General features: G+C 70.0%; 18 protein-coding genes. 7 read left to right on the top strand and 11 right to left on the bottom strand.

Annotation, left to right across the window (positions count from 1 at the left end):
* Positions 1–6: 6 nt before the first annotated feature.
* Together ACYVF6_RS21075 and ACYVF6_RS21070 are read left to right on the top strand one after the other, a co-directional pair.
* On the top strand, positions 7–879 hold the full coding sequence (locus ACYVF6_RS21075; RefSeq protein ID WP_460523894.1) for a Rossmann-like and DUF2520 domain-containing protein: 873 nt from the start codon (positions 7–9) through the stop codon (positions 877–879).
* A gap of 153 nt (positions 880–1,032) precedes the next feature.
* Positions 1,033–1,785: a class I SAM-dependent methyltransferase gene (locus tag ACYVF6_RS21070; protein WP_460523892.1), complete on the top strand. Its 753-nt coding sequence runs from the start codon at positions 1,033–1,035 to the stop codon at positions 1,783–1,785.
* A gap of 132 nt (positions 1,786–1,917) precedes the next feature.
* Here the strand turns inward: ACYVF6_RS21070 and ACYVF6_RS21065 are convergent, their stop codons facing one another.
* On the bottom strand, positions 1,918–2,610 hold the full coding sequence (locus ACYVF6_RS21065) for an XRE family transcriptional regulator (RefSeq protein ID WP_460523890.1): 693 nt from the start codon (positions 2,608–2,610) through the stop codon (positions 1,918–1,920).
* Between the two features lie 191 nt (positions 2,611–2,801).
* Here ACYVF6_RS21065 and ACYVF6_RS21060 point away from each other — a divergent pair, with 191 nt between their 5' ends.
* Positions 2,802–3,455, top strand: a complete 654-nt coding sequence (locus tag ACYVF6_RS21060; protein WP_460523888.1) for an HAD family hydrolase — start codon at positions 2,802–2,804, stop codon at positions 3,453–3,455.
* A gap of 176 nt (positions 3,456–3,631) precedes the next feature.
* Here the strand turns inward: ACYVF6_RS21060 and ACYVF6_RS21055 are convergent, their stop codons facing one another.
* Together ACYVF6_RS21055 and secG are read right to left on the bottom strand one after the other, a co-directional pair.
* On the bottom strand, positions 3,632–3,988 hold the full coding sequence (locus ACYVF6_RS21055; protein WP_460523886.1) for an RNA polymerase-binding protein RbpA: 357 nt from the start codon (positions 3,986–3,988) through the stop codon (positions 3,632–3,634).
* Positions 3,989–4,116: 128 nt separating this feature from the next.
* On the bottom strand, positions 4,117–4,350 hold the full coding sequence (gene secG / locus ACYVF6_RS21050) for a preprotein translocase subunit SecG (protein ID WP_460523884.1): 234 nt from the start codon (positions 4,348–4,350) through the stop codon (positions 4,117–4,119).
* A gap of 153 nt (positions 4,351–4,503) precedes the next feature.
* Here secG and ACYVF6_RS21045 point away from each other — a divergent pair, with 153 nt between their 5' ends.
* On the top strand, positions 4,504–4,785 hold the full coding sequence (locus ACYVF6_RS21045; protein ID WP_460523882.1) for a YciI family protein: 282 nt from the start codon (positions 4,504–4,506) through the stop codon (positions 4,783–4,785).
* Here the strand turns inward: ACYVF6_RS21045 and ACYVF6_RS21040 are convergent.
* The gene (locus ACYVF6_RS21040) at positions 4,772–5,197 is read right to left on the bottom strand and encodes a hypothetical protein (protein ID WP_460523880.1); all 426 of its coding nucleotides are present in this window, start codon (positions 5,195–5,197) and stop codon (positions 4,772–4,774) included. The two genes, ACYVF6_RS21045 and ACYVF6_RS21040, sit on opposite strands and share 14 nt — an antisense overlap.
* Positions 5,194–6,624, bottom strand: coding sequence for an MFS transporter (locus ACYVF6_RS21035; protein ID WP_460523878.1), 1,431 nt, complete (start codon positions 6,622–6,624; stop codon positions 5,194–5,196). The genes ACYVF6_RS21040 and ACYVF6_RS21035 overlap by 4 nt, the downstream gene beginning before the upstream one ends.
* Positions 6,625–6,821: 197 nt before the next feature.
* On the opposite strand from ACYVF6_RS21035, the gene ACYVF6_RS21030 reads away from it, so the two are divergent.
* Positions 6,822–7,364: a hypothetical protein gene (locus tag ACYVF6_RS21030; RefSeq protein ID WP_460523876.1), complete on the top strand. Its 543-nt coding sequence runs from the start codon at positions 6,822–6,824 to the stop codon at positions 7,362–7,364.
* Positions 7,365–7,428: 64 nt separating this feature from the next.
* On the opposite strand, the gene ACYVF6_RS21025 is transcribed toward ACYVF6_RS21030, so the two are convergent.
* The 5 genes from ACYVF6_RS21025 to ACYVF6_RS21005 are packed head-to-tail and all read right to left on the bottom strand — an operon-like array spanning position 7,429 to position 12,453.
* Positions 7,429–8,091, bottom strand: a complete 663-nt coding sequence (locus tag ACYVF6_RS21025; protein ID WP_460523874.1) for a transcriptional regulator — start codon at positions 8,089–8,091, stop codon at positions 7,429–7,431.
* Positions 8,088–9,281 carry a sensor histidine kinase gene (locus tag ACYVF6_RS21020; RefSeq protein WP_460523872.1) on the bottom strand — a complete coding sequence of 398 codons (1,194 nt, stop codon included), beginning with the start codon at positions 9,279–9,281 and terminating at the stop codon, positions 8,088–8,090. Before ACYVF6_RS21020 ends, ACYVF6_RS21025 begins: the two co-directional genes overlap by 4 nt.
* Complete coding sequence (locus tag ACYVF6_RS21015) at positions 9,194–9,778, bottom strand: hypothetical protein (protein WP_460523870.1); 585 nt, start codon at positions 9,776–9,778, stop codon at positions 9,194–9,196. Before ACYVF6_RS21015 ends, ACYVF6_RS21020 begins: the two co-directional genes overlap by 88 nt.
* Positions 9,775–10,851: a hypothetical protein gene (locus ACYVF6_RS21010; protein WP_460523868.1), complete on the bottom strand. Its 1,077-nt coding sequence runs from the start codon at positions 10,849–10,851 to the stop codon at positions 9,775–9,777. Before ACYVF6_RS21010 ends, ACYVF6_RS21015 begins: the two co-directional genes overlap by 4 nt.
* 39 nt (positions 10,852–10,890) lie before the next feature.
* Positions 10,891–12,453, bottom strand: coding sequence for a hypothetical protein (locus ACYVF6_RS21005; RefSeq protein WP_460523867.1), 1,563 nt, complete (start codon positions 12,451–12,453; stop codon positions 10,891–10,893).
* A gap of 147 nt (positions 12,454–12,600) precedes the next feature.
* On the opposite strand from ACYVF6_RS21005, the gene ACYVF6_RS21000 reads away from it, so the two are divergent.
* Positions 12,601–13,833, top strand: coding sequence for a type 2 periplasmic-binding domain-containing protein (locus tag ACYVF6_RS21000; protein WP_460523866.1), 1,233 nt, complete (start codon positions 12,601–12,603; stop codon positions 13,831–13,833).
* Between the two features lie 3 nt (positions 13,834–13,836).
* Here the strand turns inward: ACYVF6_RS21000 and ACYVF6_RS20995 are convergent, their stop codons facing one another.
* Positions 13,837–15,024 carry an MFS transporter gene (locus ACYVF6_RS20995; RefSeq protein ID WP_460523864.1) on the bottom strand — a complete coding sequence of 396 codons (1,188 nt, stop codon included), beginning with the start codon at positions 15,022–15,024 and terminating at the stop codon, positions 13,837–13,839.
* Between the two features lie 140 nt (positions 15,025–15,164).
* Between ACYVF6_RS20995 and ACYVF6_RS20990 the strand changes: the two genes are divergently transcribed.
* Positions 15,165–15,872: an alpha/beta fold hydrolase gene (locus ACYVF6_RS20990; protein ID WP_460523862.1), complete on the top strand. Its 708-nt coding sequence runs from the start codon at positions 15,165–15,167 to the stop codon at positions 15,870–15,872.
* The last annotated feature ends 8 nt before the right edge of the window (positions 15,873–15,880 follow it).

The following is a 15,880-nucleotide window of genomic DNA, read 5'->3' as shown; positions in this document are numbered from 1 at the left end:
CGTCTGGTGGCTGATCCACGGGCGATCGGGTTCATCGGTGTCGGCAGGGTCGGCTCCGCTCTGGGGGCGGCACTGCTCGCGTCCGGCCACCGGGTCGTGGCGGCAGCGGCGCGATCGGCTTCGGCTCGCTCTCGTGCGTCACGCTGGCTGCCCTCGGTGCCGTTGGTCTCGCCTGCCGAGGTGGCACGTCGATCGGAGGTCGTGTTCGTCACCGTCTCCGACGACGCGATTCCTTCGGTCGTGGAGTCGCTGGCCGCGTCGCGGGCGGTGCGGAACGGGCAGTGGATCGTCCACACCAGTGGGCGATCCGGGCTCGCGAGCCTGCAGGCGGCTCTCGGTGCGGTGCCGGTGGCGCTGCACCCGGTCATGACGTTCGCCGGGACGGAGCAGGACCACACGCTGGTCGAGGGGTTGCCGTTCGGCGTCACGTCGCCGCCTTCCGCGCGGGATGCGGTCGAGGCGTTCGTGGCGGGATTCGGCGGCGTGCCGGTGTGGGTGCCGGATGAGACCCGGCCGCTCTATCACGCGGCGATGGTGTTCGCGGCGAACAACATCATCACGTTGACGGCGACCGCGCTCGAGCTGTTGCGTACGGCGGAGGTGTCCGCGCCCGCCGACCTGCTCGGGCCGATCTTCCGCAAGTCTCTTGAGAACGCCCTCGTGCTGGGCGACGAGGCGTTGACGGGGCCGGTGCGCCGGGGTGACGTGGGCACGATCCGGGCGCATCTCTCAGCACTGGCGGCGGTGTCGTCTCCGGAGGTGGTCGAGGCGTACGTCGCGCTGGCGCGGCTGACGGCCTCGCGCGCTCTCGCGCACGGGACGTCGTCGCAGGCTGAGGCAGGGGCTGTGCTCGGCTACCTGGACGAGCCTTCGGCATGAGGTGCGCCGGCGGCCACAGCCATTACCTGGGTGGCAGGCCGCCACAGAACCGCAGATGTCGGGGTCATCGTGGTGTCCCTCGCAGCGAGAGCCCTTACCTGCCTGCGATGCGCGCTGCGATCTGCGGACGAGTCGGAAGGGAGGAAGCGCTCCATGAGTGAAGCGTTCTACTCGCACGCGAGGCTGTACGACCTGATGTTCCCGGGCGGCGGGCCCGCAGTCGACTTCTACCGGGCCGACGCCAGTCGGCAAGGCGGGAGCGTACTGGAGCTCGGGTGCGGCACCGGACACAAGCTGATCCCCATCGCCTCCGACGGGCATCAGTGCGTCGGCCTGGACTTCTCGTCGGACATGCTGGCTGAGGCTCAGCGTAAGGCGAACGAGCACGGGGTAGCGGTGGAATGGACGCAGGGCGACATGCGGGCCTTCGATCTGGGCCGCACCTTCGACTTCGTGTTCATCACAGCCAATTCCCTCCTGCATCTGCATGAGGCTGAGGATCTGGTGAGCTGCTTCCGGTCGGTTCGAAGACACCTGGCACCTGGAGCACGGTTCGTCTTCGATGTCTTCAACCCGAGCGTGCGCCAACTTGCCGAAGCCGATGGCGTGCGGCGCACCCGAGAGTCGTCGTCGTTCCTGGATCCTGACCGTGGCAACGTCAGCGTCGATGTCGCCGAGATCTACGATGCGCCCGCGCAGGTCACCCGCGGGACGTGGTATCTCTCGACCAGCTCCGAGCCCGACTTCGTCGTCGCACCGCTCGACATCAGGAGCATCTTCCCGCAGGAGCTGCCGCTGCTCGTCTCGCTCGGCGGACTGCGGCTCGTCGAGCGATTCGGTGACTGGTCCGGTCGACCATTTGCCGCGGACACGCCGCTTCAACTCTGCATCTGCGAGTCCGCGTGATTGAAGGCGACAGCACAGCAGCCACCCGCAGACACGCCGGCGGCACACACGCTTGAACCAGCAGGCCAGCACGGCCAACCGCGGATAGCCGGTTCGTCCGTTCTGACTGGGTGGCAACGGGCCAATCGCTGGTTACAGCAGGATCCGGCGGTTGGAGAACGTGGCGGCGAGCTCGATGTCGCCGCCGAGGCTTTGGACGTAGGCACGTAGTTGGCCGAGTGAGGTGCGCTCGAGCTCGCCGGCTTCGAGGCGGGCGACCTTGGAGGTGCGGACGCCCATCGCGGAGGCGAGGTCGCGGCGGGTGAGGAGGTGGCCCTTGCGCAGGTCGGCCAGGCGTTCGCCGGACAGCTCGGAACGCAGGCGGGCGAGGTAGCGCCGAACTCTGGACTCGTCGACGTCGAGCAACGCGCGCAGCCGCGACCACTCCACGAACGTGTCCGGGGCGCCGGCGGCAGCACCCGGCCCCAGCCCCGGCAGCCCAAGCCCGAGCCCATGCCCAGGCCCATGTCCCGATCCCGCCCCCGTTCCGGTGCGTGCGTGCCGTCCCGGCCGCGGCGGGCGGTCGGGGCGCAGGTCGCGCAGGAGGACCGCGTAGCCGTCGGGGTCGATGGTGAAGCGGACCCTGAGCTCGCGACCGCGCCGCGCGGCGATGCGCAGCTCCCGGCCGTCGACCGGATCGTGGGTGCGATGCACCAGTGGCTTGCCGATTCTCGGCCCCTGCTCGCTGATCAGGTCGAGCGCCGCGCACACTCGCAGCAGCCCGTCGTTGTCGAGTTGTTCGAGCCAGTGCTCCACCGGCTTGCCGATCTTGATACCCCACTCCATGGCGCACCTTCCGTAGATCCCTGCGCCACGCCCTGTCCGGGCGAGGCGAAGCGCTCGACGTGTGCGCCACCGTGTGGAGGCGACTCGTATCATCGGGCTGAGCCCGACTTGTCACCGACGACAAGCACTGCGATGTGTTGGCTGCTATGTAATCAGCTCCCACCGACAAGCACCGACAATCGGAGGTTGGCGTGCCCTCCCGGCCGTTGCTGCTGCTCGACCTCGACAACACTCTGATCGACCGCGACCGGGCCTTCCAGGCCGGGCTGATCGAGTTCTACGAGACCCACCGTCTGCCGCTCGGCGACCTGGAGTGGGTCATGCTGCTCGACCGGCGCGGGCATGCTCCCCGAACCGAGCTCGTCGAGGCGCTACGCGAGCGGTACGATGGCGCGCTGCCCGTCGAGAAGTTCCGGGAGTTCCTCCGGTGGGGTGCGGCCAACCGTGCCCGGCTCGAACCCGGCGTCAACGAGGCTTTGCGCGCGGCCACCGCGGCCGGCTGGACGCCGGTCGTCGTCACGAACGGGGCGGTGGCGCAGCAGTCGGCGAAGGTACGCAACGCCAAGCTCGACGCCCTGGTCGCCGGTTGCGTGATCTCGGAGGCGGTCGGCATCCGGAAGCCGGAGCCGGGAATCTTCCAGGCGGCGGCCGCGGTGGTCGACGGCACCCTGGACGGCGCCTGGATGGTCGGTGACACCGAGGAGGCCGACATCGGCGGCCCTGCCCGGCTCGGGCTTTCGACCGCCTGGCTCCGCCGTGGCCGCGAGTGGCCCGCAGAGCTGGCCTACCGCCCCACTCTCGTCGCAGACGACGTGGCGGCGGTCATCAGGCAGATCATCAGTTGACGAGCGGGCCACCATGACACCCGGTCTGATACCGGATCATGGTGGCCCACAGCTCGAACGATTGTCGGCGAGCAGTGCTCGGTCGCCGCGGAACGACGCCAGGCGGACGCCGCTCAGGGTTAACTCACGAGCCTGCTCGCCGACAGGCGTTGCGGGTGCGAAAAGCACCGGTCAGGTCAGAGCAGGACTTCGCCGCGGTCGACCCGTGCACGCAGGGACGCGAGCGCCTCCTCGAGGATCTGGCGGGCCTCCTCGTCGGTGCGGCGCTCCTTCACGTAAGCCAGGTGCGTCTTGTAGGGCTCGTTACGGGGAACCGGCGGCGGGTTCATGGAGTCCAGGCTGGCGGGGAGCCCGCAGCGCGGGCAGTCCCAGGAGTCGGGGATCGGAGCATCGAGGGCGAAGCTCGGGCGTGCCTCGTGCCCATGTGCACACCAGTAAGAAACCCGCTGACGGGGAGCGGAATCGCCCCGCTCGGCTTCTCCCATCGGCCCTGCACCCACTCGGCTACCTCGAATGGCGCTTCCACTTGCCACGGACTTATCTCCCTTGAAATACCGTACGACGACTGTGTTTCCGAGTAATTCCGGGGACGACCCCGGACCTCGCGGTCTGCGAGGGAGTGGGGAAGAGGCGTTGGCCGGCGAATCCGAACTGGCGGTCGTCAGCCGATCTTGTAGAGCAATCCGAGCGCGATGATGCAGGCAAACCAGATGATCCCGGCACCGATCGTGATGCGGTCCAGGTTGCGCTCGGCAATGGAGACGCCGCCCATGTTGGAGGAGACGCCGCCACCGAACAGGTCGGACAATCCGCCGCCCCGCCCTTTGTGGAGCAGGATCAGCGCAACGAGCACTACGCTCGCCAGGATCAGCAGGATCGAGAACGCGATTTCCATCGGTCCGGTGAACCCCTTGTCCAAACGTGAGTACGCCGCGGTTCGGCACTGTGCGAACCACCAGCGTACGACACTGTCGCCACTTCCGCTGTCACGCGGTCCTCACCAACCGCGTATCGCCCGGTCCACAACCCGGCTAGTACGCTCCCGGGCATGGCGATCTTCGCGGTTCAGTTCCGGTTCGTGCCACAAGAGAACGAGCGTCGGCTGCAGGCCCGGCCCAAGCACCGGGAGTACCTCTCATCGCTGCGAGAGGCCGGCAAGCTGGTGACGGCCGGTCCCTTCGCCGACGACGCGGGAGCGCTCCTGCTCTACGACGTGGCCGACGAGGCAGAAGTACGCCAGATCCTGGCCGACGACCCCTACCCCGCAGAGGTCTACGAGGTCGAGCTGATGCGGGAGTGGCGCCCGTTGTTCCCGTTCAACGGCGACTGATCCGCCTGATCCGCCTGATCTGCCGCAGGTGAAGCACCAGGGCCAGCACCACCAGGAGTCCGAAAACGGCCAAACCGATCGCTACGCCGTAGTCGTCGTCGATTCCGTGTGAGAGCGCGTGCATCAGCGTCCCGGCCGCGAGTCCGGCCAGCACGACGCCGATCGCGTCCCGCCAGAGCAGTACGCCCAGCACAGCCACGCCGATCCCGATCTGGAACGCTCCGGCGTCGCGCAGGAAATGGGCGCTGAAGTCCGCCCACGGCGCCGCGACCTCGGCGAAGTTCCTGGTCGCCACGAAGATCCACACGCCCGGCACGAGGAACGACAGCACGCCGAGGACGAGCACAGTCGTGGTCAGCGCGCCTAGTTTCTGCCGGGTCGCCGGAGAGGCCTCTGGCTTGGTAGTGGTCATGCCCCTGGTGACGCACCGGCGTGCTCGGCTGTGACATCGCGGACATCGCCGGTCCCGATTCCGGCTTCGGCCGCCGTCTTGGCCTCCTCCGCGGCACGCGCCTCGCGCAGCTCGCGCTCGCGGACGGCGTGCTCGTCGGTCCGGGCGTCGTAGGTCCAGAAGTCGCGCAGCCAGGCCGCCACCAACGCCACGCCGGCTACGCACAGCACTCCCCCGCTCACGATCGACGCCCGCACGCTGGTCGCGTCGGCGACCAAGCCGGCGCGAGCCTCGCCGCCGAGCGGTCCGATGGAGTACGACAGCATCTCGATGCCGGCCAGCCGGCCCCGCCGCTCGTCGGGGATCGTCTGGTTCCAGATGATGCTGCGGAACACGCCGCTGATCAGGTCGAATGCCCCGGCCAGCAGCAGCGCGAACAGCGCGAGCCACACCGACGGCGAGAGCCCGGCGACCACGATCGACGCGCCCCAGGCGGCCGCGGCCAGCACGACCGCCCGCCCGTGGTGGTGGACGCGGTTCGTCCAGCCGCTGGTGGCGGTCGCGAGCAGCGAGCCGACCGTGCCGGCGGAGTACATCAGGCCGAGCGTGGTCGGCTGGTGCAGCACGTCCTGGGCGAACGCCGGCCACAGCACGGTCGGCATCGCCATCAGCATCGCTACCAGGTCGACGACGTAGGTGCCGAGCAAGTCCTTGCGGCGGACGGCATACGTCAGGCCGTCGCCGATGCTGCGGAGTGTCGCGAGCGGGCCGTTGCCCTCGTCGGCCTGCTCGGTCGGGGCGTACGGGCGCAGCAGCGCGAGCAGCCCGGTCGCGATGGCGTAGCCGATGACGACCACGGCGTACGCCCACGGCAGGCCGGCCTGGGCGATCAGCAGGCCGCCGACGGCCGGTCCGGTCAGCATGCCGACCTGCACGCCGAACGACGCCAGCGTGACCGCGGCCGGCAGCTCGTCGTGGCGTACGGTCCGAGGGATCAGCGCCTCCCGACTGGGCCGCTGCAGCGACGACGCGATCGAGTAGAGCCCGCCGATGACGTAGATCGCCCAGACCGACGGGTGCTCGAGCAGCGCGTTGGCCAGCAGCGCACCGGCCAGGACGAACTGCGCGACGCCGGTGTAGACCATCACCAGCCGCCGGTCCAGCCGGTCGGCCAGCACTCCGCCGTACAGCCCGGCGACGATCAGCGGGATCAGCTGCACGAGGCCGAGGGCTCCGACCGCGAAGTTCGACTTGGTGAGGTCGTACAGCTGGTACGGCAACGCGACGTAGGCCACCATCGCGCCGAGATAGAACACGGTGCCCGCGGACCAGAGCAGCCGGAAGTCTCGGGAGGTCTTCAGCGGGGTGATGTCGAGCCGGAGGGCGGCCAGCTTGCGCCGCCAGCTGGGCGCGGACTCCGCGGCACCGGGTTCGGAGGAACTACTCACGAACCGCAATTGTGCGTGCTCCACCGGGACAAGGCCAAATGAGTTTGCGCCGTTTCGAACGATCCGCGGCAGCCGGCCCGTCCCGGGCTCCCGCTCCCGCGACGTGTGCAACAGCCGTGAAGCACCGGTGCAACCGGACGGCGTCACCGTGACGGGTGAAGACCTGAATACCGAGAAAGGAAAGGAGTTGAGGTCGGATGAGGCGCGCGTTCTTCCTGATCTGCGTGGCTCTCCTGGGCCTGGCGTGGATCGCCGGCCCCGCGGCCGCCGATTCCAGCCCACGGGCTCGCTCGACCACGACATACGCACCGAACGCGGAACCGATCTTCGACGTCTATCCGTCCACGGGGATCAGCTGTCCCCTCCCCTACCTGGACACCGGGTTCGGGCCGCTCAGCATGTGTACGGAGCTGGACGGCTCGCTCGGCGGTGCCGGCTGGTACGGCCCGTACAGCTCCGGCCTGCCGGCCTGGGCCAACGATCTCCGGATCGTGAACAAGCTCCTCTGTGTCAACCAGAACGCCCTGGCCGTCGATGGTGTCAGGGGAACCGTCATCACCTCGGGACGGTTGGATGCCGGTGGCTTCGGAGAGATCCGGCCCGGTGTGCAGTACATCTACTACGGGTTCCAGGCGATCGGCCGGCCCGGGAACTGGGGCAGCGACGCCCGGTTCCATCCGACCGACGGCTGGCACAACGCCGGCGGCGACATCGAAACCAGCTTCGAGGGCTGTCTGTAGGCGCGTTGCCGAGGGGTGGCCGCGACCCGTGCGGCCGCCCCTCCCCGCCGCTGAACCCGTGGCATCACAACAGAGTGCGCAGCCGCGACCAGGCCAGGACGACCTGCATCCGGTCGGTGAGCCCGAGCTTGGCGAGGATGCTGGAGGCGTGCACCTTCACGGTGTACCGGCTGATCACCAGCCTGGCGGCGATCTCGTCGTTGGAGTGGCCCTCGGCGATCAGCTCGCAGACCTCGCGCTCGCGGCTGGTCAGCCGGCCGAGCGCGGCCAGCAGAGCTCGGTCTTCGCGTGTCGGCAGCTGTGGCTGGAGCGCCTCGATCATCCGCGCCGTGGCCTCCGGTGCCAGGACGGCCTGCCCGGCCGCGACGATCCGGATGCCGTCGCGCAGCCGCTCGCTGGGCGCGTCCTTCAGCAGGAACCCGCTGGCACCGGCCTGCAGCGCCTCATAGACATAGCGATCCAGGTCGTACGTCGTGAGGATCAGCACCCGCCGGCCGGGGCCGTCACCGCGGGCGCGGACGATCCGCCGGGTCGCCTCGATCCCGTCGAGCACGGGCATCCGGATGTCCATCAGCACGACGTCGGGACGAAGCTCGGCGGCCGCGGTGACGGCCTCCGCACCGTTGACGGCCGACCCGACGACCTCGAGATCGAGCGCGGCCTCGACGAGCTTGACCAGCGCCTCGCGCAGCAACTGCTCGTCGTCGCAGACCAGCACGCGGGTCACGGCGCCACACCCCGCAGCGGGAGTACCGCGCGCACCTCGAACCCGCCGTCCGGTCGCGGGCCGGCCTGGAGCTGCCCGCCCAGCAGCTCCACCCGTTCCCGCATGCCGATCAGCCCCAGCCCGCCGCCGCTCCCGGCCGGACGCGACGCTCGGTCGCCCGCGGCGTTGCCGATCCGCACGTCCAACGAGTCCGGCGCGTACGACAACACGACCTCCGCCTCGACCTCGCCGCCCGCGTGCTTGGTGACGTTCGTCAACGACTCCTGGACGACGCGGTAGACCGCGAGCTCGATGCTCGCGTCCACCGGCCGTATCTCACCGCGTCGTTCCAGCCGCCCGCGCGCGCCCGACACGAGCTCCGGGAGCTGGTCCAGCCGCGGCGGTACGGCCAGCGGGTCGTGCCCGTCCGGCGGATCGCGGAGTACGCCGAGCAGCCGGCGCAGCTCCGCCAGCGACTCCCGCCCGATGCTCGCGACCCGCCGCAACGTCACCTCGGTGTCCTTGCCGGTGTCGGCCGCGACCTCGGCGTCCAGCACCATCGCGGTCACCGCGTGGTTGAGAATGTCGTGCAACTCCCTTGCCAGCAGGGCACGCTCGTGTTCGGCCGCCAGCTGCCCAGCCAGCTCCCGGGCGGCCTCCAACCGTCGCGAGTGCTCCCGTAGTTCCTGGATCCGGACTCGCTGCCGGGCGCCGGCCCGGCCGATCGCGACGAAGCCGACGATCAGGATCGTCACGATCGCGAACACCAACGCGACGACGAGCGGCTCGCCGTGCTTGAGGAAGAGGCTGAGCACCCCCGCGGTCAGCAGCACGCCGAGCACGACCGCGATCCCGATCCGCTGCTGCCTGGGCCTGCCCCACGCGCCGAGCCCGGTCGCCGCCACCAGGATCCCCACGAACACAGGGATGTCCAGCGCCGCCAGCGCGAACTCCATCCCGGTGACGACGATCAGCACGGCCAGCGGGAACCGGCGGTACCACGCCAGCGTGAGCGACTCCGCCAGCGTCAGCAGGACCATCGGCCAGTACGGGCCGCGGATCCCGCCGGCGAGCGCCATCACCCCGCCGACCAGCGGCGGCAGGCAGACCAGCAGGCCGTCGCTCAGCCACTCCAGGCGCGGGTGCCCGCCAGCCGCAGCGGCCGGGCGCGGACCCAGCCGTACGCCAGCAGCGGGATCAGCAGGATCCACGGCAGCATCGCGACCGTCCAGCTGAGCGCGTACGGCGGACCCGGCTGCGGTCCCACCTCGAGCGGCAGGCTCGCCGTCGACGTCCCTTCCGGGCCCTTCACCTCGAACTCGAACCGCCATCTCCCCTCCTCCGGCAGCGAAACCACGTCCAGTCCCCACACACTCCGGTCGCGCGGATGCCGTGGCAGTGGGAACCATCCCGAGTCGTCCTCGACGGCTCCCAGCTGCCCAAGCGTCCCCGCCGGCCGACCGGACGGGTCGATCGCCCGCAGTCTCGCGGTCCGCTCCTGGATCCCGCCGGCCGGTGCGAACGTGAAGTCCAGCGAGCGGTTCTCCTGCAGCGGCCAGCGGGTGAACGACACGATCAGCGTCGAGTCTCCCAGCTCGACCCGCTCGCTGTGCACGATGTCGAGCCGTCCGGCCGCGGCTGCAGCCGGGCCGGCGCCGGCGAGCACGGCAGCGCACGCGACGAGCAGCAACGCCCACAGCCGCCTCATGCTGTCACCTCTCCCGGCGCCTCTCCAGGCACCATTCCCGGCACGTCCCGCGGCGCGAGCCGGCGCAGCAGCGCCGAGGCGTGCCAGCCGAGCCAGGTCAGAGCGGAACCCACCAGCGCACCCACGAGCAGGTTGGGCACCAGACCGCCCTCGGGCGCGAGCAGCATGAACAGCAGCATCGTGAGCACCATCGTCGCCCCGCCCAGGATCGCGAGCACGACGCCTGGCCTGGCGCCGGTTCTCCGCGCGAACCAGATCACGCCGGCGCTGATCGCCAGTACGACAGGGAACGTGATCGGCATCGCGCTGGCGATCGCCGACTGCTGGCTGGCGTAGTCGCGCAACGACAGGCCGATCGCGTCGGCGTAGGTCCGGGTCGCCCAGGGCGCGAACAGGTAGATGAGCCCTTGCACCGCGACGAACGCCGCCGCACACGCCAACAGCCAGCCGACGCCGCGCGTCGTCCCCGCGATGATGCCGAGGAACAGCGCGCACACCGCGCCGATGCCGATTCCGACCGACGACACGCCGGGAAGCGGCGGCGTCGACGTCGCCAGCGGCAGCGCGCCGATCAGCCCGAACACACACGAGATCGCGAAGCCCCAGCGGCCGGATCGCGTTCCGCGCAACGCGGCGAACGCCATCACCAGACCGGCCGAGGTGGCGAGGAAGGCGCACTGCAGCCCAACGTGTGAGGGCGTGTCGCCCTGCGCGATGTCGAAGCCGTAGACCTCGTGCCACCACAGGTCGGCGGCGCCGTACAACATGAACAGCGCCGCGCCGATGCCGCCGACGAGGAACGTCACCGGCGCCCGGAACACCCGCAGCACGGCGACCGCCGGCCGGTCCGAGGGCTCGGGCCGCCCCCAGGTGTTGAGCAGGACCACGGCCAGGCAGCTCAGGCCGTAGATCGCGGGACCGCTGTACAGCAAGAGATGTGGAGCGGTGAAGAACGTGTCCGGGCCGACGTCGATGTGCCATTGCGCGTCCCAGGCCAGGCCGAAGATCAGCAGGACGTAGCCGAGCAGCATCGTCCAGGCGCCGACCACTTCCCTTCTCGGTAGCTCTGCCATTGAACTCCTCCATCTGACTGGGTTATCTGGGTTACTGGGTTACTGGTTGACCGCTACTGGAATCGTGATGATCTCGGCGCCCGCGGCTCCGGTGACACGGACGGAGAGCTCCCACTCCCCTCGCATGCCGAAGAACTCGGTGCGGGCTTGGAACCTGCCTGGCGCGAGCTTGCGTGCCGCCACGGGCGGCGTCGCGTGGCCCATCCCGGGCATCACGGCCGACACATCGACCGTTCGCGCGTCCGGCTCCACGTGGATGGTGGCCTCGCGCATGGCCTCGTCGAAGCCGACCCGGACGGTGTAGTTCCTGCCCTGGCTGCCGGCCTGTTCCGGCTCGGGGGCGCCCGCACCGACCTCGACGACGTACGCGACGGTGTGGATCTCGTAGTCCCGCACGTACTGCACCCAGGCGAAGTACCTGCCCGGCTTGGGGAATCTGAACGTGAACCGCAGCGTCGGGCCGTAGCTCGCCACCGTCTCGTCCGGTGGCGGTCCGCCCGGGCGCATCGAGAGCTGTTCGTGTACGTGCCCGAGATAGCCGCCGGACCGGTCGCGCACGATCAGGTGCCCGGCCATGCCGAGCCACGGCTGCACGCCGGAGCCTGCGTCGACCTCGATCAGGGTCGCCCGGCCGGCCGTCGCCCGCAGGTGCTCGGCCACGACCGGTTTCGCGGTCACCGGCGCAGCGCCGGTCACCCCGAAGCTGCCCGCGACCAGCTGGCCGCCGGAGCCGGCGCGCTCGAGCTCGAGACAGGCGAGATAGCGGCCCGGGCGATCGGCTGTCAGCCGTACCTCCCACTGCCCGGCGGCCGTCCGGATCGGATGGACGCGCCGGAAGTACCCACCGTCCTCGCTCGTCACGACGAGGTGGGTGAGGGCCGCATGGTTCGGGACGAGATCGTCGACCGGATAGCCGGTGGCGCCGTCCAGCAGCGACAGCCGCAGCGTGAACGGCGTGCCGGCCCGCGGTGTGGACGCGGCCGCCAGGTTCAGCTGCGCATAGGGCCGCGCGGGCGGCCGGGCGGGGTTGAGCTGGGACGAGAGCAGGCCGGCGGTGAGCCCGACCGCGGCGGCCAGTACCGCGGCGCTGCCGAGCGCGAGAGCCGGCACCCGGCGGGCCAGCGCGCCACTGGTCAGGGCTCCGATCAGCAGCACGCTCGCGACGCCGAACGCGCCGGAGCCGAGCAGCTCTGAGCCGCTGGCGCGTGGAACCAGGAGCTGGAACGGCAGCAGGCTGGTCTCCCCGCCCGCACCCAGCTCGAGCAGGTGTGGGCCGGTCCGTTCGGCATGCAGGGTCGCCGCGTAGGTGCCGGCGCGGCCGGCCACCAGCGTGAGCTCGGCCGTGGAGCGGTCGCCGCCTGTGCGCGCCCGCAGCCCGAGGCGTACGTCCGTCGCGCGGACCGGACGATGTGCGATCACGTCCACGCGTACCGGGCCCGGTACCTCGTCGGTTCGCCGGACGACGACCGTCAGCTCGTTGCCGGCGATCGTCTGGGCGAGCGCGAGGTCGGCCTCGGCGCTGAGGCCGTGCGCCAGCGCGGGTGTGGCGGCGCCGAGGACCGCCCAGAGGGCGACCAAGATGAACAGTGCACGTCGGAACACACCGGGAACAGTAGAAATCTCTCCGGTTCCAGGCATCAGGCACGAGCATTGACCTGACTAGTTCCGGAGAACTATCCGAACGTTGTTGACGCCGAGCAGCCCGACGTCTTACGGTCAGGCCCGCTGTACAACCCGTGGGGAGAGACGATGCGCCTTCGCAGGGCCGCCGCCGCGGCGGCCGGCTTGGCACTGCTGGCCGGGCAGGTCGCTTGCGGATCCGACAGCGCCGGCGAGAAGGACACCGTGACGATGTGGATCTATCCCGTCGTCGCCGACAAGACACAGCACAGGAAGTTCTGGAACGACACGGTAGCCGAGTTCAGGAAAGCCAACCCGGGCATCGACGTCGAGGTCACCGTCTACCCGTGGGCGAACCGCGACCGGCAGCTGCGGACCGCCGTCTCCGGTGGCAAGGGCCCTGACATCGTCTACCTGACCTCCGACCAGCTGCCCACGTGGGAGAACTCCCTGCTGCCGGCCGAGGAGTACCTCCCGAAGGCGACGGTCCGGGACTACCGCGAGAACGCCGTCGAGTCGGTGTCACCGCGGGGAAACCTGCTGGCCGCTCCCCTGCTGATGACCGTCGTCACGCCTGTCTGCAACAAGAAGGTGTTCGCGCAGGCAGGCGTCTCCAGCATGCCGGCCAGCTGGGACGACTTCGCCGCGCTCGGGCCGAAGTTCGCCGCCAAGGGCCTCTATCTCACCGACTATCCCGCCGACCCGGCCGGCACGCTCGACACCAGCTTCTACATCTACCTGTGGGAGGCCGGCGGCGACGTGTTCAGCCCGGACGGCCGCAAGGTCGCGTTCAACTCGCCGCAGGGCCTGGAAGCCCTGACGTACTTGAGGAAACTCGCCGACGAGAAGCTCGTCGACCCGCAGCCGCTGACGAAGGTCCCGCCGGCCGAGCAACAGGCCGTCGCGCAGAACAAGGTGGCCTGCACGCAGAGCAGCGCACCGCGGCAGCTGGCCGGCTACTGGGGCAAGGAGAACGTCTCCGTGCTCGCGCCGTTCAAGCAGGCCAAGGACGTCACGTACGGCTCGGTCGGCTCGCTGGCCATCCTCAAGCGCTCCGCACACAAGGACGAGGCCGGCACGTTCGTCGCGTACGTCACGCGGCCCGACGTCATGAAGAAGTACCTCGCGCTGCCCGGCTACTTCTCCCCTCGTACGTCGCAAAGCTCCTTGTACGCTTCGGATCCCATCCTCGGCGCGGCGGAGAAGCACGTCGACCTGGCCACGGCCGGACCGCCGCACCCGCGGGCACGTGAGGTGATGGCGGCGCTGGCGCCGGAGATCCAGGCCGCGCTGCTGGGCAGGAAGAGTCCGGAGCAGGCACTGGCCGACGCCGAGAAGGCCGCGAACGCCGTCATCCGATGAGCGCTACCCGTCGAGATCGGGTTCCCACTGCCCGGCCAAGGTTCGCCTGCGCCAGAACGTGAAACCGGCGGTCGCCGCCATCACGGCGGCTTCGATCGCGAACAGCACCCAGGGCGCTGTCCGGTCGCCGGCAGCGCCGCCGATCGCGCTGCCCGCGGCCGCGCCGGCCAGGCCGGCCGCGACCATCGAGGTGTAGGACTGGCCGAGGACTCCCTTGCGGGCAACGGCGTCGAGCAGCATCGAGATGGCGATGCCGCCGGGTGCCTGGGCCAGGCCTGTGAGGAACATCAGGGCGAACATCAGGTGCGGCCGCCCGGTGGTGCAGGCCAGCAAGCTGCCCGCAGCCGCGATGGAGAGCTGGCAGGTGACCAGTCGCAGCGGTTGGGGCATGCGCCAGGTTCGGGCGCCGTAGACCAGTCCGCCAACCAGGTCGCCGGCGGACCCGGCCGCGAACAGCAGGCCGGCCAGCGACGCGGTGCCGGTGGTGACCGCGACCGCGGGGATCGCGACGCTGGCCAGGCCGGCGGCCGTTCCCGCACCGAGTGCGGCGATCAGGAGCGTCGTCACGCCAGGCGTCAACAACTGCCTGGCAGTGGTGTGGTGTGTCTTGCCGGGCTTCGTGGACGGGTGCCAGCTCCGGGACGCGGGTGTCTCGGCGAAGACGAGCCCCGCGCTGGTCGCGAGAACGCCGGCGGCGATGACGGCCATGGCTGGTTTCGCCAGCACCAGCAGGGCGGAGACGACCAGCGGACCGGCGATCGAGGCGATCTGGAACTGCGTGCCGAGCAAGGCGTACGCGGCCGCGCGCTGTGGTGCGACCTGGACCAGCTCGGGGATCAGGATCCGCATGCAGGTGATGACCGCCGGCAGGCACGCCCCGCCCACGACCGCGAGCGCGCCGATGGCCACGATCGGGCCACGTTCGACGGCGAGCAGCGTGAGCAGTGCGAGCGAGAGCCCGCACAGCAACGCGGTGGTGGTGAGTACGGCCGACTGGCCGCGCCGGTCGATCAACCGGCCCTGGACGAGCAGCCCGACCCCGTTGCCCACACTGAACGCGGCGACGACCGCGCCCGCGCGGGTGAACGACCCGGTGGTGGACTGGAGGAGCAGCAGGATGCCGAGGTTGAGCATGCCGATCGGCAGCGAGCCGAGGAAGCTCGTGAGCAGCGGCAGGGCGAGGCCAGGCACACGGAGTACAACAAAATAAGGGCGGAACACAACAACCTCCGGTTGTGTCCCACCCAACGAAGCCCTGTGCAAACGATATGTGGTTGTACGCTTTCGGAAAGCAGCCTAGCAGAGATCCACCGCTGGCTACCATGGTCCGGATGGAACCCCGCGACGGCGAAGTGTTGTTCGCCGGGCACCGGCTCGCCTACCGCGTCGTGGGCGAGGGCCCGGCGGTGGTGCTCGTCAAGCCACACCGGCTGCCGAAGGACTACGACCTCTTCACCCTGCTTGCCGACCGTTACCACGTGATCCAGATCGAGCCCCTGGGCTTCGGCAGAAGCGAACGGCCCACCGACTATCCGCCGGACGGTCTCTACGAGCAGGTCCTCGCCGTGGTGGATGCCGAGGCCGTCGACCGCTTCGTGGTCTGGGGCTACTCCCAGGGCGGCTGCATGGCGGCGACCGTCGCGCAGGCCGCACCGGCACGCGTCGCCGCCCTGATCGCCGGCGGTGCCTCCCTGATCGACCAGCCGACTGACGCCTGGATGGCCCGGATGGAGCGCGAGCAACGCGTGCCCGTGGCCCCGCGTACGTTCTGGCACTGGTTCAAGCGCTACGACTGGCTGGACGAACTAGGCCGGATGCCGTTTCCACGACTGGTCTACGCCGGCACGGCCGACCGCAACCAGGACCGCCACCTCCGCCGCCACGGCGACGCCCTCACCGCCCGCGGCGTCACGGTCATCCAGTTCCCCGGCCTCGACCACCAGGAATGCCACAGCGAGCCCGCCCTGTCGACCCAGGTCGTTCCCGAAGTCACCGAGTGGCTAGAGCGTGTCCTGGACCACCACCTCGGCTCCATGTGATGACGGCC

This window comes from Flindersiella endophytica (genome assembly GCF_054779015.1).
The sequence above is the reverse complement of the archived record's forward strand: the minus strand, read 5'-3'. Positions and strand labels throughout refer to the sequence as shown.